Annotated in this window: 25 protein-coding genes; 13 read left to right on the top strand and 12 right to left on the bottom strand. The window is 69.3% G+C overall.

Going from position 1 to position 26422, the window contains the following annotated elements; translation table 11 throughout:
* Positions 1 to 4 precede the first annotated feature (4 nt).
* Positions 5 to 1159 carry an ROK family protein gene (locus SK571_RS13845; protein ID WP_319984440.1) on the top strand — a complete coding sequence of 385 codons (1155 nt, stop codon included), beginning with the start codon at positions 5 to 7 and terminating at the stop codon, positions 1157 to 1159.
* 61 nt (positions 1160 to 1220) lie between these two features.
* Here the strand turns inward: SK571_RS13845 and SK571_RS13850 are convergent, their stop codons facing one another.
* The 4 genes from SK571_RS13850 to ppgK all read right to left on the bottom strand — a co-directional run bounded on the left by SK571_RS13850 (position 1221) and on the right by ppgK (position 4806).
* Positions 1221 to 1400, bottom strand: a complete 180-nt coding sequence (locus tag SK571_RS13850; protein ID WP_030464836.1) for a DUF7455 domain-containing protein — start codon at positions 1398 to 1400, stop codon at positions 1221 to 1223.
* A 417-nt stretch (positions 1401 to 1817) separates the two neighbouring features.
* Entirely contained in the window at positions 1818 to 2348 is a 531-nt protein-coding gene (locus SK571_RS13855; protein ID WP_319984441.1) for a helix-turn-helix domain-containing protein, read from the bottom strand.
* Between the two features lie 158 nt (positions 2349 to 2506).
* Positions 2507 to 3826, bottom strand: a complete 1320-nt coding sequence (locus SK571_RS13860; RefSeq protein ID WP_266042071.1) for an RNA polymerase sigma factor — start codon at positions 3824 to 3826, stop codon at positions 2507 to 2509.
* A 218-nt stretch (positions 3827 to 4044) separates the two neighbouring features.
* Positions 4045 to 4806: a polyphosphate--glucose phosphotransferase gene (gene ppgK / locus SK571_RS13865; protein WP_319984442.1), complete on the bottom strand. Its 762-nt coding sequence runs from the start codon at positions 4804 to 4806 to the stop codon at positions 4045 to 4047.
* A gap of 117 nt (positions 4807 to 4923) precedes the next feature.
* On the opposite strand from ppgK, the gene SK571_RS13870 reads away from it, so the two are divergent.
* Positions 4924 to 5730, top strand: coding sequence for an inositol monophosphatase family protein (locus SK571_RS13870; RefSeq protein WP_319984443.1), 807 nt, complete (start codon positions 4924 to 4926; stop codon positions 5728 to 5730).
* 85 nt (positions 5731 to 5815) lie between these two features.
* Here the strand turns inward: SK571_RS13870 and SK571_RS13875 are convergent, their stop codons facing one another.
* On the bottom strand, positions 5816 to 6358 hold the full coding sequence (locus SK571_RS13875) for a hypothetical protein (protein ID WP_319984444.1): 543 nt from the start codon (positions 6356 to 6358) through the stop codon (positions 5816 to 5818).
* A gap of 31 nt (positions 6359 to 6389) precedes the next feature.
* Positions 6390 to 7106 carry an envelope integrity protein Cei gene (gene cei, locus SK571_RS13880; RefSeq protein WP_319984445.1) on the bottom strand — a complete coding sequence of 239 codons (717 nt, stop codon included), beginning with the start codon at positions 7104 to 7106 and terminating at the stop codon, positions 6390 to 6392.
* Between the two features lie 421 nt (positions 7107 to 7527).
* Here cei and SK571_RS13885 point away from each other — a divergent pair, with 421 nt between their 5' ends.
* Complete coding sequence (locus tag SK571_RS13885) at positions 7528 to 7827, top strand: DUF4193 domain-containing protein (RefSeq protein ID WP_030474775.1); 300 nt, start codon at positions 7528 to 7530, stop codon at positions 7825 to 7827.
* A gap of 63 nt (positions 7828 to 7890) precedes the next feature.
* On the opposite strand, the gene SK571_RS13890 is transcribed toward SK571_RS13885, so the two are convergent.
* Positions 7891 to 8352 (bottom strand): DUF3093 domain-containing protein, encoded by a 462-nt coding sequence (locus SK571_RS13890; RefSeq protein ID WP_319984446.1) that lies wholly within the window; start codon positions 8350 to 8352, stop codon positions 7891 to 7893.
* Between the two features lie 24 nt (positions 8353 to 8376).
* On the opposite strand from SK571_RS13890, the gene dut reads away from it, so the two are divergent.
* A complete protein-coding gene (gene dut / locus SK571_RS13895; protein WP_319984447.1) occupies positions 8377 to 8850 on the top strand; it encodes a dUTP diphosphatase in 474 nt (157 codons plus the stop codon).
* A gap of 4 nt (positions 8851 to 8854) precedes the next feature.
* Complete coding sequence (locus SK571_RS13900; RefSeq protein WP_319984448.1) at positions 8855 to 9469, top strand: DUF3710 domain-containing protein; 615 nt, start codon at positions 8855 to 8857, stop codon at positions 9467 to 9469.
* On the opposite strand, the gene SK571_RS13905 is transcribed toward SK571_RS13900, so the two are convergent.
* Positions 9466 to 10122: an alpha/beta fold hydrolase gene (locus SK571_RS13905; RefSeq protein ID WP_319984449.1), complete on the bottom strand. Its 657-nt coding sequence runs from the start codon at positions 10120 to 10122 to the stop codon at positions 9466 to 9468. The two genes, SK571_RS13900 and SK571_RS13905, sit on opposite strands and share 4 nt — an antisense overlap.
* Positions 10123 to 10191: 69 nt before the next feature.
* On the opposite strand from SK571_RS13905, the gene SK571_RS13910 reads away from it, so the two are divergent.
* Positions 10192 to 10572 (top strand): OB-fold nucleic acid binding domain-containing protein, encoded by a 381-nt coding sequence (locus tag SK571_RS13910; protein WP_030474780.1) that lies wholly within the window; start codon positions 10192 to 10194, stop codon positions 10570 to 10572.
* Positions 10569 to 11339: a DUF3159 domain-containing protein gene (locus SK571_RS13915; protein WP_319984450.1), complete on the top strand. Its 771-nt coding sequence runs from the start codon at positions 10569 to 10571 to the stop codon at positions 11337 to 11339. Before SK571_RS13910 ends, SK571_RS13915 begins: the two co-directional genes overlap by 4 nt.
* 400 nt (positions 11340 to 11739) lie before the next feature.
* Here SK571_RS13915 and SK571_RS13920 read toward each other — a convergent pair whose 3' ends face one another.
* From SK571_RS13920 to SK571_RS13935, 4 genes are read right to left on the bottom strand one after another with little or no spacing between them, the layout of a single operon-like run.
* On the bottom strand, positions 11740 to 14280 hold the full coding sequence (locus SK571_RS13920) for a LuxR C-terminal-related transcriptional regulator (RefSeq protein ID WP_319984451.1): 2541 nt from the start codon (positions 14278 to 14280) through the stop codon (positions 11740 to 11742).
* Between the two features lie 43 nt (positions 14281 to 14323).
* Entirely contained in the window at positions 14324 to 16870 is a 2547-nt protein-coding gene (locus tag SK571_RS13925; RefSeq protein ID WP_319984452.1) for an AAA family ATPase, read from the bottom strand.
* 51 nt (positions 16871 to 16921) lie between these two features.
* The gene (locus SK571_RS13930) at positions 16922 to 17578 is read right to left on the bottom strand and encodes a potassium channel family protein (protein ID WP_319984453.1); all 657 of its coding nucleotides are present in this window, start codon (positions 17576 to 17578) and stop codon (positions 16922 to 16924) included.
* Complete coding sequence (locus SK571_RS13935; protein ID WP_090006444.1) at positions 17578 to 18240, bottom strand: potassium channel family protein; 663 nt, start codon at positions 18238 to 18240, stop codon at positions 17578 to 17580. Before SK571_RS13935 ends, SK571_RS13930 begins: the two co-directional genes overlap by 1 nt.
* 82 nt (positions 18241 to 18322) lie before the next feature.
* Between SK571_RS13935 and SK571_RS13940 the strand changes: the two genes are divergently transcribed.
* The 6 genes from SK571_RS13940 (at position 18323) to SK571_RS13965 (ending at position 26210) form a co-directional block, all read left to right on the top strand.
* Complete coding sequence (locus SK571_RS13940; RefSeq protein WP_319984454.1) at positions 18323 to 20308, top strand: APC family permease; 1986 nt, start codon at positions 18323 to 18325, stop codon at positions 20306 to 20308.
* Positions 20305 to 21510, top strand: coding sequence for a class I SAM-dependent RNA methyltransferase (locus SK571_RS13945; RefSeq protein WP_319984455.1), 1206 nt, complete (start codon positions 20305 to 20307; stop codon positions 21508 to 21510). Before SK571_RS13940 ends, SK571_RS13945 begins: the two co-directional genes overlap by 4 nt.
* Before the next feature lie 62 nt (positions 21511 to 21572).
* Positions 21573 to 23477: a 1-deoxy-D-xylulose-5-phosphate synthase gene (gene dxs, locus SK571_RS13950; protein WP_319984456.1), complete on the top strand. Its 1905-nt coding sequence runs from the start codon at positions 21573 to 21575 to the stop codon at positions 23475 to 23477.
* A 230-nt stretch (positions 23478 to 23707) separates the two neighbouring features.
* Positions 23708 to 24349, top strand: coding sequence for an SPFH domain-containing protein (locus SK571_RS13955; protein WP_319984457.1), 642 nt, complete (start codon positions 23708 to 23710; stop codon positions 24347 to 24349).
* A gap of 46 nt (positions 24350 to 24395) precedes the next feature.
* On the top strand, positions 24396 to 25079 hold the full coding sequence (locus tag SK571_RS13960) for a response regulator transcription factor (protein WP_319984458.1): 684 nt from the start codon (positions 24396 to 24398) through the stop codon (positions 25077 to 25079).
* 3 nt (positions 25080 to 25082) lie between these two features.
* The gene (locus SK571_RS13965) at positions 25083 to 26210 is read left to right on the top strand and encodes a sensor histidine kinase (RefSeq protein WP_319984459.1); all 1128 of its coding nucleotides are present in this window, start codon (positions 25083 to 25085) and stop codon (positions 26208 to 26210) included.
* Positions 26211 to 26422 lie beyond the last annotated feature (212 nt).

A 26422-nucleotide genomic window follows, 5' to 3' on the forward strand; every position in this document is an offset into this window, starting at 1 on the left:
CGCGGTGACCGGTCCCACGTCCGGCACCCGTCCCGACGAGATCCGCAGGCACAACAGGACGGCGCTGCTGCGCCGCCTGCACATCGACGGACCGTCCACCAGGGCGTCGCTCGCGGCTGAGCTCGGCCTCAACCGCAGCACGATCAAGGCCCTGGTGGACGGCCTCGCCGAAGCCGGTGTCGTCGCCGAACGCGTGCCCGCTCTGCGCAGCGGAGCGGGCCGCCCGTCGCTGCTCGTGCTGCCCCAGCCGAACGCCGCCGTCGTCATCGCGATCGACGTGCGCGTCGAGCACGTGGCGATGGGGTTCGTCGGCCTCGGCGGGGAGATCCTCGGGCGGGACAGCTGGAACCTGCACCGGACGCGTGATCCGGGGGAGGTCATCACGCACATCGTCGAGTCGGCGCGCCTCATGGCCGACGACCTCGACGCCACCGCGGTCGGGGTGGGCGTCTCGGTGCCCGGTGTCGTGCGACGCGCCGACGGGCACGTCCACGAGGCACCCAACCTGCACTGGACCGGTGTCGCGCTCGGCAAACGCCTGGAGGCGGTGCTGAAGCTGCCGGTCCAGGTCGGCAACGACGCGGAACTCGGTGCGCTGGCCGAGCACGTGCGCGGCGCGGCCCGCGAGTCCTCGGACATGGTCTACATCTCCGCGGACGTCGGCGTCGGCGGTGGGGTGATCCTGTCCGGGCAGCCGTTGCGCGGCTCCGGCGGTTACGTCGGCGAGCTCGGGCACATGGTGGTCAACCCGCGCGGCCGGCGGTGCTACTGCGGCTGCGACGGCTGCTGGGAGACCGAGGTGGGCGAACCGGCGCTGTGCCGGGCGCTCGGCCTTCCCGACGACGCTCCGCGAGGCGCCGTCGTCGCGGCGCTGCGGGCGCTGGACGACCCGTCGGTGCTCGACGAGTTCGCCGGCTGGCTCGCGCTGGGGCTCGCGAACATCGTCAACGTCCTCGGCCCGGAACTGGTCGTGCTCGGCGATCTCTACACCGCACTGCCGGCATCTGTCGTCGACTCGGTGAGCTCCGCCGTGCAGGTCCGCAGTCTCGTCTCCCGCGCGGTCGGCGGGACCCAGGTCGTGACATCACCCCTGGGCCGTGACGCGAAGCTCATCGGAGCGGCTGAGCTGGCCTTCGAGCCCGTGCTGGACGCCATCTAGAAAGCGAAGGGGGCGGAGACCCAGAAGGGTCTCCGCCCCGAGCGGCTAGGTGGGGTGGAAGTCAGCCCTGCTGAATCTCAGCAGCGAGCTCGCGCAGTTTTTCGCTGTGTGCGCGGGAGTGGTGCCCGCAGAACAGCAGCTCGCCCCCGGACGGGAGAACGGCGCGAACCTGGGCAGCAGCCCCGCAGCGGTCGCAGCGGTCGGCAGCGGTCAACTCGGGGCGGGTGAGTGCTGCAGTCATGATGGATCTCCCTCCGTCCCAGCACCGGAAACGGTGTGTTTCGGTGCCCTCTTACCAAGCTGCGACCACAGCGCCCCTGGCCGGTGCGCGGTGCTCGCTGGCTCCACTCTGACAGACGTTTCGGCGATAGTCAGTGTTCCCGTGTACGTGGCGACTCGCGTCACTATGCGATTTACCCACCTGCAGCAGGCTCACACATGTGTTCGCCACCGGTTCACCGTCTTGACACGCACGCTGAGCGACCAGAAACCCGCTGGTGGAGCAGTCTGTTCGGGCCATTCGGTCGGTTGCGTGCGGCCGGGAGTGTGATATCGGTTGCCTTTGTCCGCCCTCCGCGAACAGGTCACGAACGTCCCACGATTCGGACGCGGAACCGTGATCAAATCCCGGTCGAATGCTTGCTTCAGGCCTCTCCGATCAACCCGCGAGGGTCGCGCTGATCGCTCGGGCGGCGTGCCCCACAGCCTCTCTCAGAGCCGTGGCACTGCGGCCGTTGTCGAGGACCGCGGAGACGGTGCCGATGACGTTGCTGGAGGGCGTGCGCACCGGTGCGCTGACGAACTCCATGCCCGCCGGCACCGTCGACCCCGGCCGCAACCGAGTAACGTCCTCGGCCCGCACGATGCTCGCAGCCGCGACCAGCACCCGGTCGCGCCGCGGCACCGCGAGGATCGCCGACGTCCTGGTCGTCGCGGACAGCGCCCGCAACGGCTGCCGCGCCACCCGCAGAACGCCCGGCGCAGGTTCCCAGGCCTGCCCGAACCGGAACATCTGCGCGCCGATGCGATAACGGCCGCGCACGTTCTCCACCGCGCCGAGAACCTCCATCTGCTCCAGCAGGCGGTGCACCGTCGTTTTCGGCATCGCACAGCGGTCAGCGAGTTGAGTGAGTCCCAGCTCACCCTCGTCCATCAGCCGGTCCAGCAGTGAGAAAGCCCCTTCGAGCACCGACCTGCCCACGTTTTCCCGCCCCTCGTTCCGTTGTCCGGAACCGATGCTGGCGTGGACGAACAGGTGGCGCATGAGTACAGGGATGCTCAATTCCGAATACAGAACAGCCCCGCACCGAACCGGTGCGGGGCTGTCTGCGTATGACTGGGTAAGACCTAGTCGAGGTAGTCGCGCAGGACCTGCGAACGCGACGGGTGACGCAGCTTCGACATCGTCTTGGACTCGATCTGGCGGATGCGCTCACGCGTCACGCCGTAGACCTGGCCGATCTCGTCCAGGGTGCGCGGCTGGCCGTCGGTGAGGCCGAAGCGCAGCCGGACGACGCCCGCCTCACGCTCGGACAGCGTCGCGAGCACGGACTGCAGCTGGTCCTGCAGCAGCGTGAACGAGACGGCGTCGACGGCGACGACGGCCTCGGAGTCCTCGATGAAGTCGCCGAGCTGGCTGTCGCCCTCGTCGCCGATCGTCTGGTCCAGCGAGATGGGCTCACGCGCGTACTGCTGGATCTCCAGCACCTTCTCGGGCGTGATGTCCATTTCCTTGGCGAGCTCCTCCGGGGTGGGCTCGCGGCCCAGGTCCTGGAGCAGTTCGCGCTGGATGCGACCGAGCTTGTTGATGACCTCGACCATGTGCACCGGGATGCGGATGGTGCGGGCCTGGTCGGCCATCGCGCGGGTGATCGCCTGACGGATCCACCAGGTGGCGTACGTGGAGAACTTGTAGCCCTTGGTGTAGTCGAACTTCTCGACGGCGCGGATCAGACCCAGGTTGCCCTCCTGGATCAGGTCCAGGAACGCCATGCCGCGGCCGGTGTAGCGCTTGGCCAGCGACACGACGAGACGCAGGTTCGCCTCGAGCAGGTGGTTCTTGGCGCGCTCGCCGTCGCGGACGATCCAGCGCAGGTCACGGCGCAGCTGCGGCGTGAGCTTCTCCGCTTCCTCCTCGGAGCGGCGCACGCGCTCGGCGGCGTAGAGACCCGCCTCGATGCGCTTGGCGAGCTCGACCTCCTCCTCGGCGTTGAGGAGGGCGACCTTGCCGATCTGCTTGAGGTAGGCGCGGACGGAGTCGGCCGAGGCGGTGAGCTCCGCGTCCTTGCGCGCCTGGCGCAGGGCCTCGGACTCCTCCTCGTCCCAGACGAAGTCACCCTTGTTCTCGGGGTCCTCCGCCTCCTCGGGCTCGTCCACGACGGGCTCGTCGACGATCTCGACGTCCTCGACCAGGTCCTCGGCGCCAGGAGCGCCTTCCATGTCCTCGGGGTCGTCGCCGTCCTTCTTGGCGGTGCCCTTCGCGGCAGGATCGGCCTTGCCGGCCGTCTTGCGCGGGGCCTTGGCGCCGGCTGCGGGCTTCTTCGCTGCCGCAGCGGTCGTCTTGCGCTTCGGCTTCTCCTCGGCCTCGCCGGCCGCGGTCGCCTTGGTGGTCTTGGCGGCGCTCGCGGCGGAGCTGGAGCGTCGGGTTGCGGTTTCTGCGGCTGCCACGTACGCCCTTTCGCGACGGTCGTTCAAGGCAAACCGGAGGGCGCGAAACCTCGGTCGCCAGAGTTCGGGGGATCTCCCCGCCGATCTTGCTTGGCGGGTGTGCGTTCCATTGTAACGACGTCCGTGACGCGGTGTTGCGCCCCGAGGTGCTTCGAGGCGCTCTCACCTGCGTTCCCGCAGCTAGATCGAGTCGGACACGTTTCGGTGTCGAACGCTCACTACGGCCTGACGCCGTGCGTGGCGGCCCATGCGGCGCCCACGATGCCGGCGTCGTTCTTCAGCGCTGCCGCGACCACTTCGGTGCGGACCTTGAGCAACGGCAACCACTTGTGCGCCTTCTTGCTCACACCGCCACCCGCGATGACGAGGTCGGGCCAGATGAGGTCCTCGAGCACGTTGATGTACCGCGTGACCCGCGGAGTCCACTCCTCCCAGGACAGGTCCTTCTCCTCCTTCACGGAGGCGGCCGCGCGCGTTTCCGCGTCGTGCCCGTCGACCTGGAGGTGGCCGAACTCGGTGTTCGGGACGAGCTTGCCGTCGAGGAACACCGCACTGCCGATGCCCGTGCCGAACGTCAGCAGGACCACTGTGCCGTTCTTGCCCACGCCCGCGCCGAACGTCATCTCCGCGATGCCGGCCGCGTCCGCGTCGTTCATCACGACGATGTCCTCGGGCTTGCGCTTGAGGCGCGCGGCGAAGAGCTGCTGGGCGTCGCAGTTGATCCAGCCCTTGTCCACGTTCGCGGCGCTGTGGGCGACACCGTGCTTGACCACGCACGGCAGCGTGATGCCGACCGGGCCGTCCCACTGGAACTTCTCGACGATCTCCGCGACGACCTCCGCCACCGCTTCCGGCGTCGAAGGCTGGGGCGTGGGGATCCGCAAGCGTTCGCCGTCCAGTGCTCCTGCCTCGAGGTCGACCAGGCCGCCCTTGACGCCCGAGCCGCCGATGTCCACACCGAACCCGCGGGTGATGCCCATCCCCGTGGTCCTTCCTACTAGATCCAGCTGGTTTCGATTCAGTACACCTGTGGTGCGCAGACATTAGCCTGACGATGTCCGATAGTCCCGTGCTAGTGACGCAGGAGGGAACCGGTCGTGTTCGATCCCCGGCCACTCGTCGACATCGCGACGGCGATCGGACGAGAAGCGGGTGCTCTTGTTCAGCGCATGCGCGCTTCCGCCGTCGTCTCGTTCGACACCAAGAGCACCTCGACAGACGTGGTGACCGCAGCAGACCGCGCCTCAGAACAACTCGTCCGGACGCGTCTGTCCGAGTTGCGCCCCGGCGAGCCCGTGCTCGGCGAGGAGGAGGGCGGCCTCGACGGTCCTGCCGTCGTCGAGGGACTGACCTGGGTCGTCGACCCCATCGACGGCACCGTCAACTACCTCTACGGAATCCCCTGGTACTCGGTGTCGATCGCCGCGCAGCTCGACGGCGAGTCAGTGGCGGGCGCGGTGTTCGAGCCCGCCACCGGCCGCATGTGGACGGCCGCACGCGGCTACGGCTCGTTCCTGGACGGTTCGCCGTTACGCGTCTCCGCGACGACCGACCTGTCTCTCTCGTTGCTGGGATACGGCTTCGCGTACCGGCCGGAACGCCGTCAGCGGCAGGCCGACACGTGGGCCGGCATGGCCACGAGGGTGCGTGACCTGAGGCGGGCCGGCGCGGCGTCGCTCGACCTGTGTTCGGTGGCCGCCGGACGGCTCGACGCCTACGCGGAGCACGCGCTGGGACGCTGGGACTGGGCCGCCGGCGGACTGATCGCCTCGGAGGCCGGCGCGGTCGTGCGGCTACCGGGATCGTCCCCCGAACTCGGGCAGGACGCGACGTTCGCCGCCACACCCGGCATCGCCGACGAGATGTACGACGCCCTCGTCGAGTCGGGCTTCGGCAAGGTCTGAACTCGCAGGTCAGAGCGCTAATATATTGGTTGTGCAAAAGACGTTTGCGGACGTCCGCAAACGTCTTTTGCACAAGGGGCCTGAATCAACGTTGAATCAATGTTGATTCAGGGAGGCCCGTCAACGTTGACAGCAGGGTGACGACCTGGCGCACGTCCGGGACGTGGATCAGCTCGGCGACCGTGCGGGTGCCGTAGCCGTCGGGCATGAGCCGCCGGTCGAGCCTGATGTGTCCGGAACCGTCCGGTTCCTCGGCGAAGGACAGGTCGTCGATGTCGGTGAGCTTGACCGACCGCGCCCGCCTTCCGGGAACGGACACGACGCGTTGGTCGGTGACGTAGTAGGTCGTGCGACGCAGAGTCCGATAGCGCCAGAGGAACGGCTCGGCCAAATAGAAGAGATCGAGCACCACGAACGCCCCGAGCACCATGAGGGCGGTGGGCCAGTCGTCGAAGAAGTCCGTCCATCCGCGCGTCAGCAAGGCCAGCCCCGCCACGATCGCGATCTTGATGGCGTCGAACTTGAGGGTGAACCGGATCCACCTCGGATCCGGCCTCAGGAAGACCGAGTGATGTGCCGGCTCGCCCTGCCACAGGACGTGCTCGTCCGGACGAAGATCTACCCCCATGCGCGCAAGGTAGCGCGCGGTCTTGCGGAAGTCAGCAGGTCACGTCGCGTGCGCCGGCCAGGCTGTCGGCGTTGAGCGTCGGCGGGGTGGCCGCGGCGACCTGGCCGCCCTGCTGCTCCGGCTGCTGCGCCGCCCACTCGCTGAGCTGGTCGAGGACCTTGCGGGCGCTGCTGTTCGGCTTGACCTCGTCGAACTTCTTGCCGATCGCGATGTCGACGGTGGCGTCCTGGCGGTCGTCGCGCACGAGTTCCAGGCACGGTTCCAGCAGCGACAGCGTCCTGGCCGCAGACGCGCCGGGCGCGCCGAAGCGGATCTGGCCGCGGCAGGTCATGTCACCCGCCGGGTAGATCGCGTCGTTGCCGGGGTCGGCCGCCTGCTTCAGGCCCAGTTCGGTGAACATCGTCGCGACGGCCTTGGCGTGGTTGCGCTGCGTCGAGGCGTTGACGACCTTGAAGTTGACCTCGCCGACCGGCACCGGGTTCGTGCGGTCCAGCGCGTCGTGCTCCAGGACGGTGCCCAGCGGCGGGGCCTGAGGCGTCGAGGCCGCGGCCGGATCCGCCGCGCCGGTCACCGATGTCGTGACGTTGCCGGGCGCGTTGCACTTGATGGCCGCGTCCACGTCGCTCGCGTTGCCGAGCACCTTCACCCACACGAACACGGAACTGACCAACAGCACCGCGAACAGGACGAGCGCGGGCACGGGCCGACGCCTCTTGTAAGGCGTCAAGCTCCCCGATGCGGATCCCACGTTCGAAGCCCTCCCCGTGATCCGTCCCTGAGATCAGCCTAGGCCCAACCCGGCTGATGCGCGCCCTGACGGGCGTGACCCACTGCACCGCCCTGATTGCTCACAGTCAGGACGGTACCGGCCCGGCGCCAGGTTGCACGCCACGGCACACGTGCTCCCGCACAGGGTATCGGTCCAGCGTAGAAAGGTTGTGTCACCCGTCCGGTCGGTAAGGGGTAACCCGATGTCGAGCCACTCGGGCAATGAGCTACCCTCTGCGCGCTCCGCACACATTTCGATCAAGCCGACGGTCACGTCAAGGGGGTTGGCTTGCCCGCCGGGTGTGGGAGACCTACGTCACCTTGACGTGGGGCACAAAAGAGGTCGCTGGAGCGTTAACCAGCGACACGAACAGTCTCCGTAGACCGCAGGGGTGAAGAAGATGGCGACCGACTACGACGCGCCGCGTCGCAGCGAGGCGGACGAACTCGCTGAGGACTCCCTCGAGGAGTTGAAAGCCCGGCGGAACGAGACGCAGTCCGGCGTCGTCGACGTCGACGAGGACGCGAGCGCGGAGAACTTCGAGCTTCCGGGCGCCGACCTGTCCGGTGAGGAGCTCACGTTCAAGGTCCTGCCCAAGCAGGCCGACGAGTTCACGTGCTCGAAGTGCTTCCTGGTGCACCACCGCAGCAGGCTCGCCGAGGACAACGGCGGCACGTACATCTGCCGGGACTGCGCCTGAGTTCAGTCCGCCGAAGAAAGAACTGGGCGCTCACCCTCACGGGTGGCGCCCAGTTGTGTTTTCTCAGGACTTGATCGCGGCGGCGAGCTCGTCGGGGCGACGCGTGCTGATCACCCAGTAGGGCGTCGGGTCCTCCGGGTCGTTCACACGCACCCGCACGAGCGGCTTGACCCAGCCCCGGTGCACGACGAACGCCGCGGGGTCGAGCTCGCGGCCCATGGTCCGGCGGCGGTCCTCGGGAGCGATGATCTCGACGTCGCCGAGCAGCTCCAGCGGGATGTGCGCGTCACCCGCGCGCAGCTCGCCGTCGGCGACCTCCACCTTCGTGGACCCCATCTTGGCGATCAGGGCGGCCGTCAGCGGGAGCAGGATCACGTACGGCAGCCAGGACCTGACGCCGGGGAAGCCCATGTGCACCTCGGCGGCCAGCAGCGCGGCCGCGAGCAGCGGCAGCGGCCAGATCCACCACGTCACGTACAGGCGTTCGCGGAAGGTCGTAGTGGCGGTCACGGCAGTCTCACTCACGTCGTCAGGGTAATCTCGGCCGCCGTGTCCAGCGTCGAGGTGTTGCTGACCCGGCTCGATCCGGGGGTTCCCGTGCCCGCCTACGCCCGTGATGGCGACGCGGGCGCAGATCTGGTCACCACGTCGGACGTGGTCATTCCACCAGGAGAGCGCGCCGTGGTCGGCACCGGTGTCGCCATCGCGCTGCCCGACGGTTTCGCGGGCTTCGTCCACCCGAGGTCGGGCCTGGCCGCTCGGGCCGGTCTGAGCGTGGTGAACACGCCCGGCACGATCGACTCCGGCTACCGCGGTGAGATCCGCGTTTGCCTCGTGAACCATGATCTCCGTGAGCCGATCGTGCTGACACGGGGTGACCGGATCGCCCAGCTCGTCGTGCAACGCGTCGAGCACGCGGTGTTCCGGGAGGTCACCGAGTTGCCGGAAACGGAACGCGGTGCGGGAGGCTATGGCTCGACCGGCGGGCACGTGGTGCTCGCCCGGATGAAGGCGGAGGGGTAGGGGCATGTTCGGAAGGCGCCGCAAGCGCGGTCGTCACTCCTCGGGGGCGGTCGAGACCGGTCCGGAGCACGACGAGGTCTTCGACGACGTCGAGGGCCCGTGGGACTCGACGGTCGCTCCCCAGGACGACGTGGAGCGGCTCGACCTGGGATCGGTGCTGCTGCCGATGCCGGACGAGGCCCAGTTGCAGGTCGAGATGGACCAGCAGAACGGCTCCGTGCGCGCCGTGCACGTCCTCACGTCCGTCGGCCAGCTGACGGTCAGCGCGTTCGCCGCGCCGAAGTCGGGCGGCCTGTGGCGGGAGGTCGGTGCCGAGCTGATCGAGGGTCTCAAGGAGGACGGCGCCCGCATCAACCGCGAGAACGGCGAGTGGGGCGAGGAGATCACCGCGCGCAACCAGGGCGTGCAGATCCTCTTCGTCGGCGTCGACGGCCCGCGCTGGATGCTGCGCGGTGTCGCGGCCGGCCCCGAAGAGCACTTCGAGCAGAACTCGCAGGCGCTGCGCGAGATGTTGCGCGGCACCGTGGTCGTGCGCGGCGAGCAGCCGATGCCGCCTCGCACCCCGCTGCCGGTCGAGCTGCCGGAAGCGATCGCCCGCCACATCCAGCAGCAGGGCTAACGCGCCTGCTGCCACGCCTGCACCGCACGCCCCAACGCGTGCGGGTAGGCGTCCAGTGTCGTGGTGACGAGCACGGCGCGCGGGATGGCTTCGGCCCATGCCCGTGCGACGGCGATCGGGTGCACTGGGTCATCGGTGCACCCGACGATGCCCGTCGGCACGTCCAGCGACTTCAGCTCGTCGAGCGTCGGTGCGAGCGATTCGGCGGCTTCTTCCAGATGCGGCACGAGCTGGTCGCCGTAACCGTGCCACGCCCTCGTCAGTTCGTCGTGCAGCCAGCCGGTCGTACCGGCGAGCGCCGTCGTGAGGCCCTGGGTCCGGACGATCTGCGCACTCGCCTTGGCCGCGAGCGCCGCGGGCGCCTCGTCCGGAGCGCCGGTCCACGCAGGTAGCGCCAGGACCAAGCCCGCGCACCGGTCAGGGTTGGCCACCGCCCACCTCGCGGCGACGTGCGCGCCCAGCGAAACACCACCTACCACGATCGGGTGGCCTGCCGGGGCATTTTCGAGGGCCGTCAACCGTTCACTGAGTGTGCGGACACGTGGTGCGGTGAGAACGGCACCGACCTGCGACAACGGCTCGGTGAACACGGAACGGACGAACACCTCGTCAGAGGCGGTTCCGGGTAGCAGAAGCACAGTCTCGGCAGGCACGCCCAAGATTGTCGTTGCCCGTGCGTACCCTCACTGTCAGACGGTCCACACCACGGGGCCACCAGAGCAATGCAGGAGTCGGGGATGAGCGGCTATTGGCGCCGCTTGGTACGTCGCTTGACCAGCGACGTGACCGAGCTCGACGCGGACGACCTGTCGCGAAAAGCGGAGGCCGTCGGCGCGGTGAAGGCCTGCGACTGCAAGTCCGGTGAGGAGGTCACCGTCCTCGGAAGGCTCCGCAGCGTGGAGCTCTGCCCGCGGGACGCGGCCGCCACACTGGAAGCCGAGCTCTACGACGGCACCGAGGGCGTCACCCTCGTCTGGCTCGGCCGCCGTCGCATCGCGGGAATCGAGCCTGGTCGGACGATCAAGGCCCGAGGCCGCATCGCCGTGCGCGACGGGCGCAAGGTGCTCTACAACCCCTATTACGAGTTGCAGAACGCTTCATGACTTCAGTCAAGACCGAAGAAAAGCAGCCCACCGTCCTCGATCAGATGGGCGGCGTGAGCGGAATGCTCTACTCGTCGCTGCCCGTGCTCGTCTTCGTGATCGTCAACTTCACGACCAAGAACCTGATGGCCGCGATCATCAGCTCGCTGGCCGCCGCCGTCGTCATCGGCGTGGTCCTGGCCGTGCGCAAGGGCACCATCCAGCCCGCGATCTCCGCCGTCTTCGGCGTGGGCATCGCGGCGTTCATCGCGTACAAGACAGGCGAGGCCAAGGGTTTCTTCCTCTTCGGCATCTGGCAGAGCGTCGTGTACGGCAGCGCGTTCCTGCTGTCGATCGTCGTGCGCCGGCCGCTCGCCGGCGTGATCTGGACGTTCCTCAACGGCAGAGACCGCTCCTGGCGCGACGACAAGGCCTCGGTCCGCGACTACGACATCGCGACCTTCGTGTGGGCCCTGGTGTTCTTCGCCCGCTTCGTGGTCCAGCGCTGGCTCTACGACGAGGACCAGGTCGGCTGGCTCGCGGTCGCGCGCCTCGGCATGGGCTACCCGCTGATGGCCATCGCCCTCCTCGCCACGGTCTGGGCGGTCCGCCGCGCGGACAAGCGCCTCAAGGAGGCCGAGGAGGCCGCCGAGGCCAAGGCCAAGGCGGATGCCGAAGCGGCGACGGAGGCAGTCCTCGCACGCACGGCTGATGATCTGCTCACCCCGGACATGGACGAGCTCAAGCGCGTCGTCGACGCCGAGTCCCGCGACAAGTCCAGAGACTGACCCGCTCCACGCTTCGCGGCCGGTGCCTCCTCTTGGAGGCGCCGGCCGCGTCGTTTCCGGACCCGACGCCGCGATGAGTCCGAACGCTGTCGGCACCTTCGGCGCCGCGGACGCTGTGCGGCGACTGACCGGTGCGCTGTGCGCGCCCGACTGATCGCCTACTGACATCCGATATGTGGGGATTCGGCTGCTGGTTTCCGCGCGCCTCGCTGCCCACCAGATGCAAAAAACGTTTGCGGACGAAGTCAAAAGACTCATTGCAAAGGCTGCAGCAGGGGTGGTGGGGCGGTCCGGCGAGGATCGCGCTCGGGGCTCGGACCAGCGATAATGCGGCCGGAAAGCGAGTCGTCGATCGCGCGCAGTACTGTGCAGAGCCCGATATATTGGATATCAGTCGGCGTCAGGGGAGGCCGAGCACGGTGCGCAGTTCGGCGCGGCCCGTCACTCCGAGAGTTCCGTAGATAGCGTGCAGGTGGTTGTCGACCGTGCGCTTGGACGTGTGGAGCCGCTCGGCGATCTGCTGGTTGGTGAGTCCGGACGTCGCGAGGTGGGCCACCTCGGACTGGCGGCGGGTCAGGTGCGCGAGGTCGCCGGCGCGCAGGGCCGGGGTGTGGACGCCGTCGAAGTCGCGCATCAGGAGGGCCTGCCGGGCGGAGGCCTGGGAGGCGGCGCGGGCGTTGCCCCGGGTTCGGTGCAGGCGGGTGGCGGCGGCTAGTGCCTCGGCGGCGTAGAGGGTGGCGCCGAGGCGCTGGAAGTCCGTTGCCGTGGTCTCCAGTGCGGTCGGTGCGGCGTGCGCGAGGGCAGTGGCGTGTGCTGCGTAGGCCTTCGTCATCGGGTCGTCCATGGTGGCTGTGAGGGCCGTCAGGCGCAGGGACGTGTCCACGCCGTAGCGGGCGGCGTCGTGCAGTGCCATGGCCTCGCTGCCGTGCGCGCCCAGTTCGGCGCATTCGTCGGCGGCGGCCATTGCCGCGTTGGCGGCCGTGTGGACGTCGCCGGTGCTTGCGAGCACCCAGGAGCGGGTCACTGAGACCGTGATGCCGGTCAGGCGCCAGGCTGGACGACGGGCTTTTTCGGCGCGGGCCAGGGCGTGCTGGGCCAGGGCGGTGTCGCCGCAGATCGCCGCGGCGCAGGCCAGGTTCGCCAGGGCGATGGCGTCGAAGATCAGGGGACGCTCGGCGGATTTCGGGCTGCCTTCGCGGGCCAGGCGGAGGGCTTGGGAGCCGTTGCCTCTCATGCGCGCGCAGAACGACAGCACGCTGTAGAGCGATGTCGCGCCCGTGAACGCCAGATCGTCGAACGGGCGGTCGTACATCGTTAGCGCGAGGGCCTCCGCCTCGGCGAGATGGCCGGCGAACGCCAGCGCGAAGCACCGCATGCGCAGTGCGCCGTCGTCCGGTTCGGCCGGGTCCTCCAAAGCCTCGTAGGCGGTGATCTCCTGTGCAACCTCGCGATAGCGGCCCGCGTGCAGGAGGCACAACGCTCTGGTGCGTCGCATGTGGACGGAAAGATGTGGTGCCACGGGGTGATAGGTGCGTTCGAGCACCGTTGCCACGTGGCCGTGCTGTGCCTCCAGGATGACCCGGACCACCTGCAGCCAGTCGTGCACGTCCGCGGAAAGGCCGGGCACGTCGACGGCGTCGAGCAGCGCGGTGGCGGCGTCCGCGTCGCCGAGGCCGAAGTGCAGGTTCATCGAGCGGGTCGCGGCGAGGCGGCCCAGGTCCTCGGGCGAGAGCGGGCCGGTCATCACGTCGGCGAGCGTCGTTTCGGCTTGCGACGGCGCGTGGCCGTGCATCAGCACCTGGCCGAATACGTGTCCGACCTGGCTCAGCCCGCCCGCTTCGACAGCGGCGCGGCAGAGGCGTTCGGCGAGCGTCACGTCCTGCGCGGCCCAGGCCTGTTCGGCGGCCGCGGCGAGCAGGTTCACCGGGGTGGGTGAGCCGCCGTCGAGTCGCCACGTGGCGATGCGCATGAGGTCTTCACGGCGGCGCGCGCCGGTTGCCTCCAGAGCGGTGGCCAGCGCGCGATGGTGCGTCCGCGCGCGCAACGTCGGGCATGTTGCACGAAGCAGACTGCCGTACAACGGATGTCCTAGCCGCACGACCGTGCGGCGCTCGGAGGGCGCGACACGGATCAACCCACGCGTCTCCAGGTCGTCCAGCACTTCCTCGCGCACGAGCGACGCCAGCAGGTCCAGTTCCACCGGTTCGGAGCAGGCGAGGAGCTCCAGCGCGTGCCGGTGTGACGGTTGCAGCCGGCCGAGGTTGGACTGCACGAGCTCCCCGAGTCGTCCGCCGAACTCGATGGCGCCGTGCCACGACCAGATGCCGTCGTCAGAACGCAGCGTTCCCATCTCGCGCCCCGACACGACGAGTTCTTTGAGGTACAACGGGTTTCCCGCGCTGGCGGACCACAGCAGCGCCGCCGACCACGTGTCGATCGGCTCGCCCAGCGCGTGTTCGAGCAGCAGGTCGGACTCGGCGCGCGACAGGTCGCCGAGCGGGTAACGGCGCAGCAGCCCTTCCTGCCACAACTCGGTGCGCTCGCCCGGCCGTGAGGTCACGAGCCCCCGTGCGTGTCCGTGCCGGATCAGGTGATGCAGCAGCGCGATGGAGGCGTCATCCAGCAGATGCGCGTCGTCCACCACGATCACCAACGGCTGCTGTTCGGCTAGAAGGTGCTCCACGGCGCGACCTAGTGGGTTCGCCGTGCGCATGTCAGCGGGCAGCATCGCGGCCATCGCCCCGAACGGAATGGCCGACGTCGCCACCGTCGCATAACAGCGCTGCACGGCGAGACGGGTTTGCTCCAGCCGTGCCACGACCTCGTCCGTGAGCCGCGTCTTGCCCACACCGGCGGGCCCGACGAGCGCGGCGCCGTTGCCTGAGGTCAACGCGGACATCACGTCCTCAAGCTCGCGCACCCTGCCCACGAACGGCCACACAACGCGCAGTGTGCCGAAGGTCCGGCTCACCGCGCACATCGATTTACGCGCCGTGGCCGAACAACGCGCACAAGCCACCCCGTCCCGTCACGCCCACCGCCGCATATGTCGTGTGCAGGTGGTTGTCCACGGTCCGTTTGGCGATCGCCAGCCGTTCGGCGATCGCCACGCTCGTCAGGCCAGCCACGGCGAGACGCGCGATTTCCAGCTGACGTGGCGTCAACGCGGCGAGGGTGCTCGTCACCACGAGACCGGGAGTGATCGCGCCGTCGAACGTCTCCGCGAGCGCCGACGCCTGCCGTTCCAGCCGATCCGCGTCACGAGGCCGGTCGTGCAAGCGCGACAGCCTGCTGGCCTCGGCGAGCGCCTCGGCCGCGTACAGCGTGGCACCGCACGCCGCGAACGCCGCCGCCACCTCCTCCAGCCCCGCCGGGTCGCGCAACGCGCGTGCCTGGGCGTGCGAGGCGTACGCAGTCGTGAGCGGGTCTTTGCGCGACTTCGCGAGCTCCAACAGACGAGGCGAGGTGTCCGCACCGAACCGTGCGGCGTCGTGCAAGGACCCGATCTCCTCGGAATGCACGCCGTGTTCCCTCGCCGAAGCGGCGTTGTCCAGAGCAGCCTGCATCGCCTCGTTGACGCGTCCAGCGCCCGCAAGCACCCACGACCGTGCAGATCCCACGGCGAACCGCGCGCTGCGCCACGCAGGCAGCAGCCCGGCCTCCGCACGCGCCAAGGCTCGAAAGGCGCGATCCGACTGCCCCTGCAACGCCGCACCGGCCGCGAGCTCCGCCAGCAGCAGCACGTCCCACATCATCGGCGGCGTGTCCGAGTCCGGGACGCCCTCGGCGGTGATCCGCACGGCCGACGCGGCCTTCCCGCGCAACCGCGCGCTCTGGCTCAGCAGCACTCGCGGCGGTACCTGGGTGACCGACCAGCGGTCCTCCTCGACCACCTCGGCCAGCGCCCGCGCGGCTCGCCTCTCCGCACCCACCAGATCACCGCACCGCAGCATGCTCTCGTTGCGCACGCGGTTCGCCTCGTTCATCAACGACGGGAACCGGTCCGCCGTCGCCAGCACGGCCATGTGGTTGTCCTCGATCCGTGCGATGGCGTCGGTGTAGCGGCCCGCGCACTGGTCCGTGACCGCCAGCACCTGCCGTCCCGCCGTCGCCGCCCAGCCGCCCTCCGCAAGCAGCAGCTCACCGCCCAGCCGTGCGAAACCCACCGGCGCGGCCTCCAGCGCGAACGTCAGCGCGAAGAACAGCACAGCGTGCTCCAGCTCGGCGGGCAGCTTCCGTGCTGTCACGAGATCCAGCACGGCCACGGCGGCGTCCTCGTCACCGAGGCCGAAGAACAGGTTGTACGCGCGCGTACAGCCGACCTGGATCAACGTCAGCATGTCGCCGTCCGCCGACATGGCCCCGGCGAGCACTTCCTCGGCCTGCGCGCACCGACGTTGGTACATCAGTACAAGACCCAGCACGAGCCCCACGCGCGATGTCGCCCCACAGGCCAGGGCGGCGCGCGAGAGCCGTTCGGCGAGTTCCCAGTCCTGAGCGGACAGTGCCTCCTCGGCGGCCCTTGCCAGCACGTCGGGCGACTCGGCCGTCCCGCTGTCGAGCCGCCACGTCGCGACGCGCACCGCGTCACCAGGACGACTGGCGCCCTCCGCTTCGAGCCGATCGGCCAACGCGCGCCTGTGTGCCCGTGCGCGCACCGTCGGACAGGTGGCTCGCAGGCGCGCGCTGTAGAGCGGATGAGCGACACGCGCCCGTCCGTCGTCACCGACGCGCACGAACCCCCGGTCCACGAGGTCCTGCGGCACGGTCATCAGCTCGGATTCCAGCGGTTCCCCGTACGCGAGCAGCTCCAGTGCCCGCCGCTGCGGATCGGTGAGCCGTCCCAGCGTCAGGTCGACGAGCTCGGCGAGCCGCCCGGGCAGCTCCAGCGGCCCGCTCCAGCTCCACCCGGCCTCGGTCTCGGTCAACGCGCCGCGGTGCCGGCCCGCCGCGACGAGCTCCTTGAGGTACAACGGGTTCCCCTGGCTGGTCGCCCACACCAGGTGCCGCGTCGAGACATCGGCCGGCCCGCCGAGAGCCGTCGTCAGCACCGTGTCCGCGCGTTCCCGATCCAGCGCGTCGACCGGCACGACGGTCAACCCCTCCAGGCCCCAACCAGGCTGTGCGGTGCACATGACTCGCATCAGCCGGTGACGCACAAGGTGCTGCAACACCAACAACGAGGCGTCGTCGAGTAGATGCGCGTCATCGACCGACAACACCCGCCGCCGGCCACGAGAGAGGTGCTCGGCGGCCGCGCGCACGGACGACGACGGCAGGATCGAACCCTGCGAGGCCGGCAGGCCGGTGGGCACGAGCGACGCGATCGCGCCGCGTGGAATCCGGGACGTGGCGACCGTGGCGTACCAGCGCACGACCGGGTGCGGCACGGCAGCGAGCACCTCACAAGCCAGCCGTGTCTTCCCCACGCCCGGAGGACCGGAAAGCAGGACCGCCCCGTGCGCGGCCAACACCCGCAGCACGGTCCGCAACTCTTCCTCGCGCCCGACCAGGGGCAGCTGATCGCTCACAGGAAGTAGGTGCCCGCCTGCGCTCCGCAGATACGCGGGCGGAACGCGACCTCAGTACCCCAGAGCGGCCTTGATGTCCTGCTCGACGGCGGCGGTGGTGACGAACAACAGCTCGTCACCGCCCTCGAGCGTGTCGTCGGGCTGCGGCACGATGACCCGCCCGCCGCGCAGGATCGTCACCAGGGCGGCGTCCCGCGGCATCGTCAGCTCCGAGACCGCCCGGCCGGCGAACGGCGTCGACTCGTCCAGCGTGATCTCCACGAGGTTCGCCTGCCCCTGCCGCAGCGTCATCAGCCGCACGACGTCGCCGATCGTCACGGACTCCTCGACCATGGCGGCCAGCAGCCGTGGCGTCGACACGGCCACGTCGACACCCCACGACTCGGTGAAGAGCCATTCGTTCGTCGGGTCGTTCACGCGCGCGATGACGCGCCGGACGGCGAACTCCGTCTTGGCCAGCAGCGACACCACGAGGTTGACCTTGTCGTCACCGGTCGCGGCGATCACCACGTCGCACAGCTGCATGCCCGCGTCCTCCAAAGAGGACAACTCGCACGCGTCGGCCTGCACCCACTCGGCCTGTTCGACGGAGTTCGGGTCGAAGTGCGCCCGGTCCCGTTCGATCAGCATGACCTGGTGCCCGTCCGAGACGAGCTCCTGCGCGATGGACCGTCCCACGGCTCCCGCACCAGCGATGGCGACCCGCATCAGCTCTCCTCCGGTGCCTGCAGCGCCGCCGCCGCGACGTCGGTGATCGTGCCGGACAGCGCCGCCACGTAGATCGAGTCGTCCGCCTGCACGACGGTCTTGGCGTCCGGCAGCACACCCGTGCCGAAGCGCATCACGAACGCCACACGCGCGCCGATCGCCTCTTCGAGCTCGCGCACCGGGCGCCCGACCCAGGCCTCGTCGACCTCGATCGGCAGCACCGCCACGGTGCCGGACGGGTCGCGCCACGCGGTCGACGCCCCTTCGGGCAGCAACATCCGCAGGAACCGGTCGGTCGACCACGGCACCGTCGCCACGGTCGGGATGCCCAGGCGCTCGTACACCGCGGCGCGCTTGTGGTCGTAGATGCGCGCGACGACGTGCTCGACACCGAACGTCTCGCGCGCGACCCGCGCCGAGATGATGTTCGAGTTGTCGCCGCTGGAGACCGCCGCGAACGCGCCCGCGCGCTCGACACCGGCCTCGATCAGGACATTGCGGTCGAAACCGTTGCCGATGACCTGCTGTCCGTGAAAGTCGCTGCCCAGCCTGCGGAACGACTGCGCATCCTTGTCGATCACGGCGACCTGGTGGTCGAGTCGCTCCAGGGCCCTGGCCAGGGACGCCCCCACCCGGCCACAACCCATGATCACCACGTGCACGACATGCCTCCTCAGGCGAACTCTCCGCAGAACCTACCGAGCATTAGCCCGTCCCGGTGAGCGGACCCCTTACGCTCTGGCCGTGTCCAAGCTCGCCACCGCTGCCAAACGCCTCCTCGTCGGACGGCCGTTCCGCAGTGATCGCCTCGCGCACACCCTCCTGCCCAAACGCATCGCCCTCCCGGTGTTCGCCTCCGACGCCATGTCGTCGGTCGCCTACGCGCCGGAGGAGATCTTCCTGATGCTGTCGGTGGCGGGCCTGAGCGCCTACGCGCTGGCACCGTGGGTAGGTGTCGCGGTCGTCCTGGTCATGCTCACAGTCGTCGCGAGCTACCGGCAGAACGTGCACGCCTATCCGTCCGGCGGCGGTGACTACGAGGTCGCGACGGTCAACCTGGGACGCAGAGCAGGGCTCACGGTGGCGAGCGCCCTGCTCGTCGACTACATCCTCACGGTCGCGGTGTCGATCTCGGCGGCGGCGGCGAACATCGGTTCGGCCATCCCGTTCGTGGCGACGCACAAGGCGGAGTTCGCGGTCGCCGCGATCGTCGTTCTCACGGCGATCAACCTGCGCGGTATCCGCGAGTCCGGCACCGCGTTCGCGATCCCCACCTACGCGTTCATGATCGGCATCATGGGCCTGATCGGCTACGGCCTCGTCCGCGGCTTCGTCATGGGCGACGACATGCGGGCCGAGAGCTCCGGCCTGGAGATCCACGCCGAACAGGACCACCTCATGGGCCTCGCCTTCGCATTCCTGGTGATGCGGGCGTTCTCGTCCGGCTGCGCCGCCCTCACCGGCGTCGAGGCGATCAGCAACGGCGTGCCCGCGTTCCGCAAGCCCAAGTCCCGCAACGCCGCGACCACGTTGCTGTTGATGGGCGGCATCTCGGTGACCATGCTGATGGGCCTGATCGTGCTCGCCCAGCTGACCGACGTGCGGATGGCCGAGTTCCCCAAGCAGCAGATCACGAACGCCCCGGCGGACTACGAGCAGAAGACGATGCTGGCCCAGATCGCGGGCGCGGTGTTCGACAGCTTCCCGCCCGGCTTCTACTTCGTCACCGCGGTGACCGCGCTGATCCTCGTGCTCGCGGCGAACACCGCGTTCAACGGCTTCCCGGTGCTCGGCTCGATCCTCGCCCAGGACCGCTACCTGCCGCGGCAGCTGCACACCCGCGGCGACCGGCTGGCGTTCTCCAACGGCATCGTGTTCCTGGCCGGGTTCGCGATCGTGCTGGTGATCGCGTTCGACGCCGAGGTGACCCGGCTGATCCAGCTCTACATCGTCGGTGTGTTCGTGTCGTTCACGCTGAGCCAGCTCGGCATGATCAGGCACTGGCAGCGGCTGCTGAAGACCGAGACCGACGAGCAGGCGCGCCGGCGGATGCGGCGGTCGCAGGCGATCAACACGTTCGGTCTCGTCATGACCGCGACCGTGCTGGTCATCGTGCTGATCACCAAGTTCACCAAGGGTGCGTGGATCGCCATCGCCGCGATGGCCGCCATCTACGCGTTGATGACAGCGATCCGCAAGCACTACGACACCGTCGCCGAGGAACTGCGCAAGCAGGAGCGCGTGCGCACGATGCCCGCGCGCAACCACGCGATGGTGCTGGTGTCCAAACTGCACATGCCGACGCTCAGGGCGTTGTCCTACGCCAAGGCCGTGCGTCCGGACGTGCTGGAGGCCGTCACGGTCAACGTCGACGACGGCGACACCCGCAAGCTCGTCGCCGAGTGGGAGAAGGAGAACTTCAAGATCCCGCTGAAAGTGATCGAGTCTCCCTATCGGGAGATCACCAGGCCCATCCTCGACTACGTCAAGCGCGTCAGGACGGACAACCCGCGCGACGTTGTTACGGTGTTCATCCCCGAGTACGTCGTCGGCCACTGGTGGGAGCAGCTTCTGCACAACCAGAGCGCGTTGCGGCTCAAGGGAAGGCTGCTTTTCCAGCCGGGTGTGATGGTGACCAGCGTGCCGTGGCAGCTGGAGTCCTCGGTGAAGGTCAAGGACAAGGACGTCATCGCGCCCGGCGCTGTCCGAAGGGGACTTGACGACCGATGAGCTCGACCAAGGAAGACTGGACCGGACGCAAGTTCGAAGTAGAAGTAGGGCCTGTCGCGCACGGCGGGCATTTCGTTGCACGGCATGAGGGACGCGTTCTGTTCGTGCGTCACGCGCTGCCCGGCGAGCGCGTCGTGGTCTCCGTGTACGAGGACAACGGCGGGTCGTTCTGCCGTGCGGACGCCGTCGAGATCCTGGAGGCGTCACCCGACCGGGTCGAGGCGCCGTGCCCGTTCAGCGGGCCGGGGCTGTGCGGTGGCTGCGACTTCCAGCACGTGTCGTGGGACGCGCAGCGGGAGCTGAAGGCCCAGGTCGTCCGCGAGCAGCTGGCGAGGCTCGGCAAGATCGAACGCGACGTGGTCGTCGAGGCGCTGCCGGGCGGCCCGCTGGAGTGGCGGACCCGCATCCGGATGGCCGTCGGCCGCGACGGAACGCCGGGTTTCCGCAGCCTCCGTTCCCACGATGTGATCCCGGTCGACCACTGTGTGATCTCCCGGCCGGGCATGGTCGAGGCCGTGACCGACCGAAAGTGGCGGGCGCAGGAGCTCACGATCGTCCAGGACGGTGACGGCAACCGTCATGTGGGTGAGGTGCGCGGCCGACACACCGTGCGACGCGCCGGAACCGGTACGGCCGTCGAGACCGCCGCCCAACGAAAGTGGCGAATTTCGGCGGACGGCTTCTGGCAGGTCCACCCGGCCGCCGCGGACACGTTCGCGTCCGTCGTGGGGGAGTGGGCCGCGGCCGCGGCGGGGCAACGCGCGTGGGACCTCTACGGCGGTGCGGGACTCTTCGCGTCCGTGCTCGGACGGCAGGTCGGTGAAAGTGGATCCGTGCTGGTCGTGGAGTCTTTCCCCGGCGCTGTGGAGGACGGCCGGCGCAACCTCCGCCGCATGTCCCAGGTCGAGTGGGTGGCGGACAAGGTGGAGCGTGCCGTGACGCGCAAACTGCCCGTGGAAGACCCTCACGTCGTGGTCCTCGACCCTCCTCGCAAGGGTGCGGGCAAGGTCGTTGTGGCTGAAGTCGCACGACGCCGTCCGCAGCGGGTCGTCTACGTCGCCTGCGACCCCGCCGCGCTGGCCCGCGACCTGGCTGAATTCACAGTTCAGGGGTACCGGCTCGCTGATCTCCGCGCGTTCGACGCGTTCCCGATGACGCACCACGTGGAGTGCATCGCCCTGCTCGTCCCTGAGACGAGCTGAGGCAGCGTCTCAGGCGCGTCTCCGTAGACTGAGCCGAAGTCTTCAGGAGTGAGGTGGGCGTGGTGACCCTGCTGGAGTCCGTGCACGGACCAGCTGATCTGAAACGGATGGACGAGGCACAGCTGTCGCAGCTGTGCGAGGAGATCCGGCGTTTCCTGGTCGACAAGGTGTCCAAGACGGGCGGGCACCTGGGCCCGAACCTGGGTGTCGTCGAACTGACCCTGGCGCTGCACCGGGTCTTCGACTCGCCGCAGGACCCGATCGTGTTCGACACCGGTCACCAGTCGTACGTGCACAAGATCGTCACGGGCCGCCGCGACGGGTTCGACAGGCTGCGCAAGCAGGGCGGCATGTCGGGCTACCCGTCGCGGTCGGAGTCCGAGCACGACGTGCAGGAGAGCTCGCACGCCTCGACGGCGCTGTCCTACGCGGACGGTCTGGCGAAGGCGAAGCAGATCAACGGCGCTCACGGCCACGTGGTCGCGGTCGTCGGAGATGGCGCGCTGACCGGCGGCATGTGCTGGGAGGCGTTGAACAACATCGCGGCGGACAAGACGCGTCCGGTCGTGATCGTGGTCAACGACAACGGCCGCTCGTACTCGCCGACGATCGGTGGTCTCGCGGACCACCTGTCGTCGCTGCGGCTGCGTCCCGGCTACGAGCGCGTGCTGGAGAAGGGCAAGAGCGCTCTGCAGCAGACGCCGTTCTTCGGCAAGCCCCTCTACGCCGCCCTGCACGCCGCCAAGCGCGGCATCAAGGACGCGCTGGCGCCGCAGGCGATGTTCGAGGACCTCGGCCTCAAGTACATCGGCCCGGTCGACGGCCACGACATGGCGACGCTGGAGTCCGCACTGCAGCGCGCGAAGTCGTTCGGCGGCCCGGTGATCGTGCACGCGGTCACCCGCAAGGGCATGGGGTTCGCGCCGGCCGAGAACCACGAGGCCGACCAGATGCACGCCACCGGCGTCATCGACCCGATCACCGGCGAGGACGTCAAGCCGTCCAGCCGGACGTGGACGCACGTGTTCTCCGACGCGCTGGTGGACGTCGGCCGCGAGCGTTCCGACGTCGTGGCGATCACCGCCGCGATGCAGGGGCCCACCGGCCTGGACCCGTTCGCCAAGGCGTTCCCGGAGCGGTTCTTCGACGTCGGCATCGCCGAGCAGCACGCGCTGACCTCCGCCGCCGGTCTGGCCATCGGTGGTCTGCACCCGGTCGTGGCCGTCTACGCGACGTTCCTCAACCGGGCGTTCGACCAGCTGCTCATGGACGTCGCGCTGCACAAGCAGGGCGTCACCGTCGTGCTGGACCGGGCCGGCGTCACCGGCCCGGACGGCGCGTCGCACCACGGCATGTGGGACATGTCGATCCTCGGCGTCATCCCCGGCGTCCACGTGGCGGCGCCGCGTGACGCGGGCACGCTGGTCGAGGAGCTGCGGGAGGCCGTGGCGATCTCGGACGCGCCGTCGGTGATCCGCTACCCGAAGGCCTCCGTCGGCCCGGACCTGCCCGCGTTGGAGCGCGTGGGTTCCGTGGACGTGCTTCGGCGGTCGGGTTCCGACGTGCTGCTGGTGACGGTCGGCGCGTTGGGCGGGCTCGGTCTCGAAGCCGCGCAACGGCTGGAGGACCAGGGCATCGGCGTGACGGTGGTCGACCCGCGGTGGATCTACCCGATGTCGGTGGACCTCGTGGAGATGGCGGCGTCGCACAAGCTCGTGGTGACCGTTGAGGACGGTGGCCGCCACGGTGGCTTCGGTTCCTCTCTCGCGGCCGCCCTGCGCGATGCCGACGTCGAGGTGCCGTTGCGCGACATCGCTCTGCCGCAGCAGTTCCACGACCACGGTGAGCGTGGCGAGGTGCTGGCGTTGTGCGGCATCACCGCGCAGGACGTCGCACGCCGCGTGACGGAGTGGGCCGCCCGCCTGGAGTGCCTGCCCGTCGAAATTGACGAGCACGTGGAGAAGTAGGTCGGCTAACCTCCACCACCGTGAGCGTTCGCTTCAGCGGCCCGGCAGGTCTTCCTGACCTGGGTCCCGCGAATCGGGCGGGCGCGTTGGTTCTGTAGAGACCAGGTTCAAATCCTGACGCCACGACCCCGGTCGCACACGGGGGCGAGGAGCTTTGCGAGTCCCTTGTGGACTCCCGTTCCCCGCCTCGCCGACCGGGGTCGTGGCCTGTCCGGACGGGGGTGGAGACGATGAAGCGCACGTTGTACCCGTGGGAGCGGGGCGTCCGGTTCGACCGCGGAGTGCTGGTCGGTGAACTCGGTCCGGGACGCCATCGGGTGCCGTTTCGCACCGTGCTGACCCGCGTCGACATCCGCCCGCGCACGATGACGCCCGCGGCGCAGGACGTACCGACCGCCGACGGCGTTCTGGTCCGCGTGACCGTTGTGGTCCGGTGGGCCGTGTCGTCGCCGACGAAGTTCGTGCTGGAGGCGGCGTCTCCTGAGGATGAGCTCTACACGGCCGTGCAGCTCGCGTTGCGCGGTGCCGTGGTCACTCGCGCACACTCGGCCGTGGACCCTGAACGCGTGGACATCGCTGCCGAGGTGGTGGCTCGTATCGCGCCGCGCGCCGAAGAGCTGGGGATCTCCGTTGCCGAGGTCGCGGGTCGCGATGTCGTCATGCCCGCCGAGCTGCGCCGCGCCGCCCTGGCCGAGCTGGTGGCGGCGTCCGAGGGACGTGCGGCGCTGGAGCGGGCACGCGGGGAGACCGCGGCGCTGCGGTCGTTGCTGAACGCGGCCCGGCTGGCGGAGCAGCACCCGGCGTTGCTGGAGCTCCGGGCACTGCAGACCGCCTCGACGGTCGTCGTCGATCGGCCTGCACGCAGCAGGTGAAGGTGTCGTTAAGGGCCTTCTCAGGTGTGTATGGCACCTTTGAGGCGTGCGGATTCTGGTAGTGGAGGACGAGGCGCCTCTGGCCGACGCGATCGCTCGCGGCCTGAGGCGCGAAGGCATGGCCGTGGACGTCGCCTACGACGGCGAGACCGGGCACGAGAAGTCGACCGTCACGCGGTACGACGTGGTCGTGCTCGACCGCGACCTGCCGGGGATGTCCGGCGACGAGCTGTGCAAGGAGATCCTCAGCTCCGGCGCGCTCACCAGGGTCATGATGCTGACGGCGAGCGGCTCCATCGAGGATCGCGTGTCCGGGCTGTCGCTCGGTGCGGACGACTACCTCGCGAAGCCGTTCGCGTTCCCCGAGCTGGTCGCGCGCGTACGGGCGCTGGCCCGGCGCGCGACCCCTGCGACACCGCCGCTGCTCGCCGCCCAGGACGTGGAACTGGACCCCGCGCGGCGCACGGTGTCGCGCGGCGGGCAGCCGATCGAGCTGACCCGCAAGGAGTTCGGCGTCCTCGAGGTGCTGCTCGCGGCCAAGGGCTCGGTCGTCAGCAGCGAGGAGCTGCTTGAGCGCGTGTGGGACGAGAACGCCGACCCGTTCACCACGACCGTGCGCGTCACTGTGATGACGTTGCGCAAGAAGCTCGGGGAACCGGGCATCATCGACACCGTCGTGGGCTCCGGCTACCGGGTGCCGAGTGCTTCGAACGGATCTGCTGAGGACTGAGCTATGCGAAGGCGCGGACCAGGGCTTCGCCTTCGGATCACGCTCCTCACCACCGCGCTCGTCGCGGTCGTGAGCGCCGTTCTGCTGTTCCTCGGGTGGACGCTGGTCGGGCGGGTCTTCGACTCGTCGCCGTCGTTCCCCTCCGACACCCAGGTCACGGTGGACGGCGTCACCGTCACCGTGCAGGTGCTGACCGACGCGTTGACGGCCACCGCCCGCCAGGACCTGCTGCGAGCCGGGCTGATCGCGTTCGCGTGCATGGTCGTGGCCGCTGCCGTTCTGACCTGGACGCTCACCGGCCGCGTCCTGAAACCCCTGCACGACGTGACGGCGGCTGCTCGCCGGTTGTCGGCCGAGTCGCTGGGGTCGCGGTTGCGGCTGGAAGGCCCGCGCGACGAGGTCGCGGAGCTCGCGGACACGTTCGACGCGATGCTCGACCGGCTGGAAGCCGCCTTCGACTCACAGCGTCGGTTCGTCGCGAACGCATCGCACGAACTGCGCACTCCTCTCTCGGTGGTGCGCACCGAGCTGGACGTGACTCTGTCCGATCCGGATGCCGACGTCGAAGAGCTGCGACGCATGGCCGGCGTCGTGCGTGCGGCGGGGGAGCGTGCCGAACAGTTGGTGTCCGCGCTGCTGCTGCTCGCGCGCACGGACGGGATCGGGCTCGCTGTGCGGGAGCCGGTCGACCTGTCCGCCGTGGTCGAGTCCGCGTGGAAGGCCACACGGACCGAGGCCGAGGCACGCAACCTGCGCACGGTGTTCCGGTGCGTGCCGGCGCTCGCGGTCGGGGATCCCGCACTGCTGGAGCGGATCGCCGGCAACCTGCTGGAGAACGCCGTCCGCCACAACCACGTCGGCGGATGGATCGAGGCCGTGGTGGAGACGGGGCCGCAGTGGTCCGTTCTGCGGGTGTCGTCGTCGGGGCCGTTGATCCCGCCGGACCGCGTTGAAGAGCTGTTCGAGCCGTTCCGCCGCGGGGTCAAGGACCGGACCAGCCAGTCCGGGACGGGTCTGGGGCTCTCGATCGTGCGTGCCGCGGTGGCTGCTCATGGCGGGTTTGCGCAGGCAGTGGCCGTGCCGACCGGTGGTCTGTCGGTCACCGTGCACCTGCCGGCCGCACCTCGTTGAAGCTGGATGCAAGATTGTCGGCGTGGTCCCGGTCACACTCTGCGTCGATCTTGGCGGGTTTGAGCCGCCTGCATGGTGTCTGACCTGCGGTTACGCCGTACGTGACCCCCGATTTGGATCTCGTGGGGGCCCCGTGTAAATTTCTCCATGCCAGCACGGAACGGGCCGGGAAACACAGCCGGAACGGAGTGCGGCGAAAGACTTCTAAGCCT

Source organism: Lentzea kristufekii (assembly GCF_033949925.1).
In the GTDB taxonomy this organism is placed as follows: Bacteria; Actinomycetota; Actinomycetes; order Mycobacteriales; family Pseudonocardiaceae; genus Lentzea; species Lentzea kristufekii.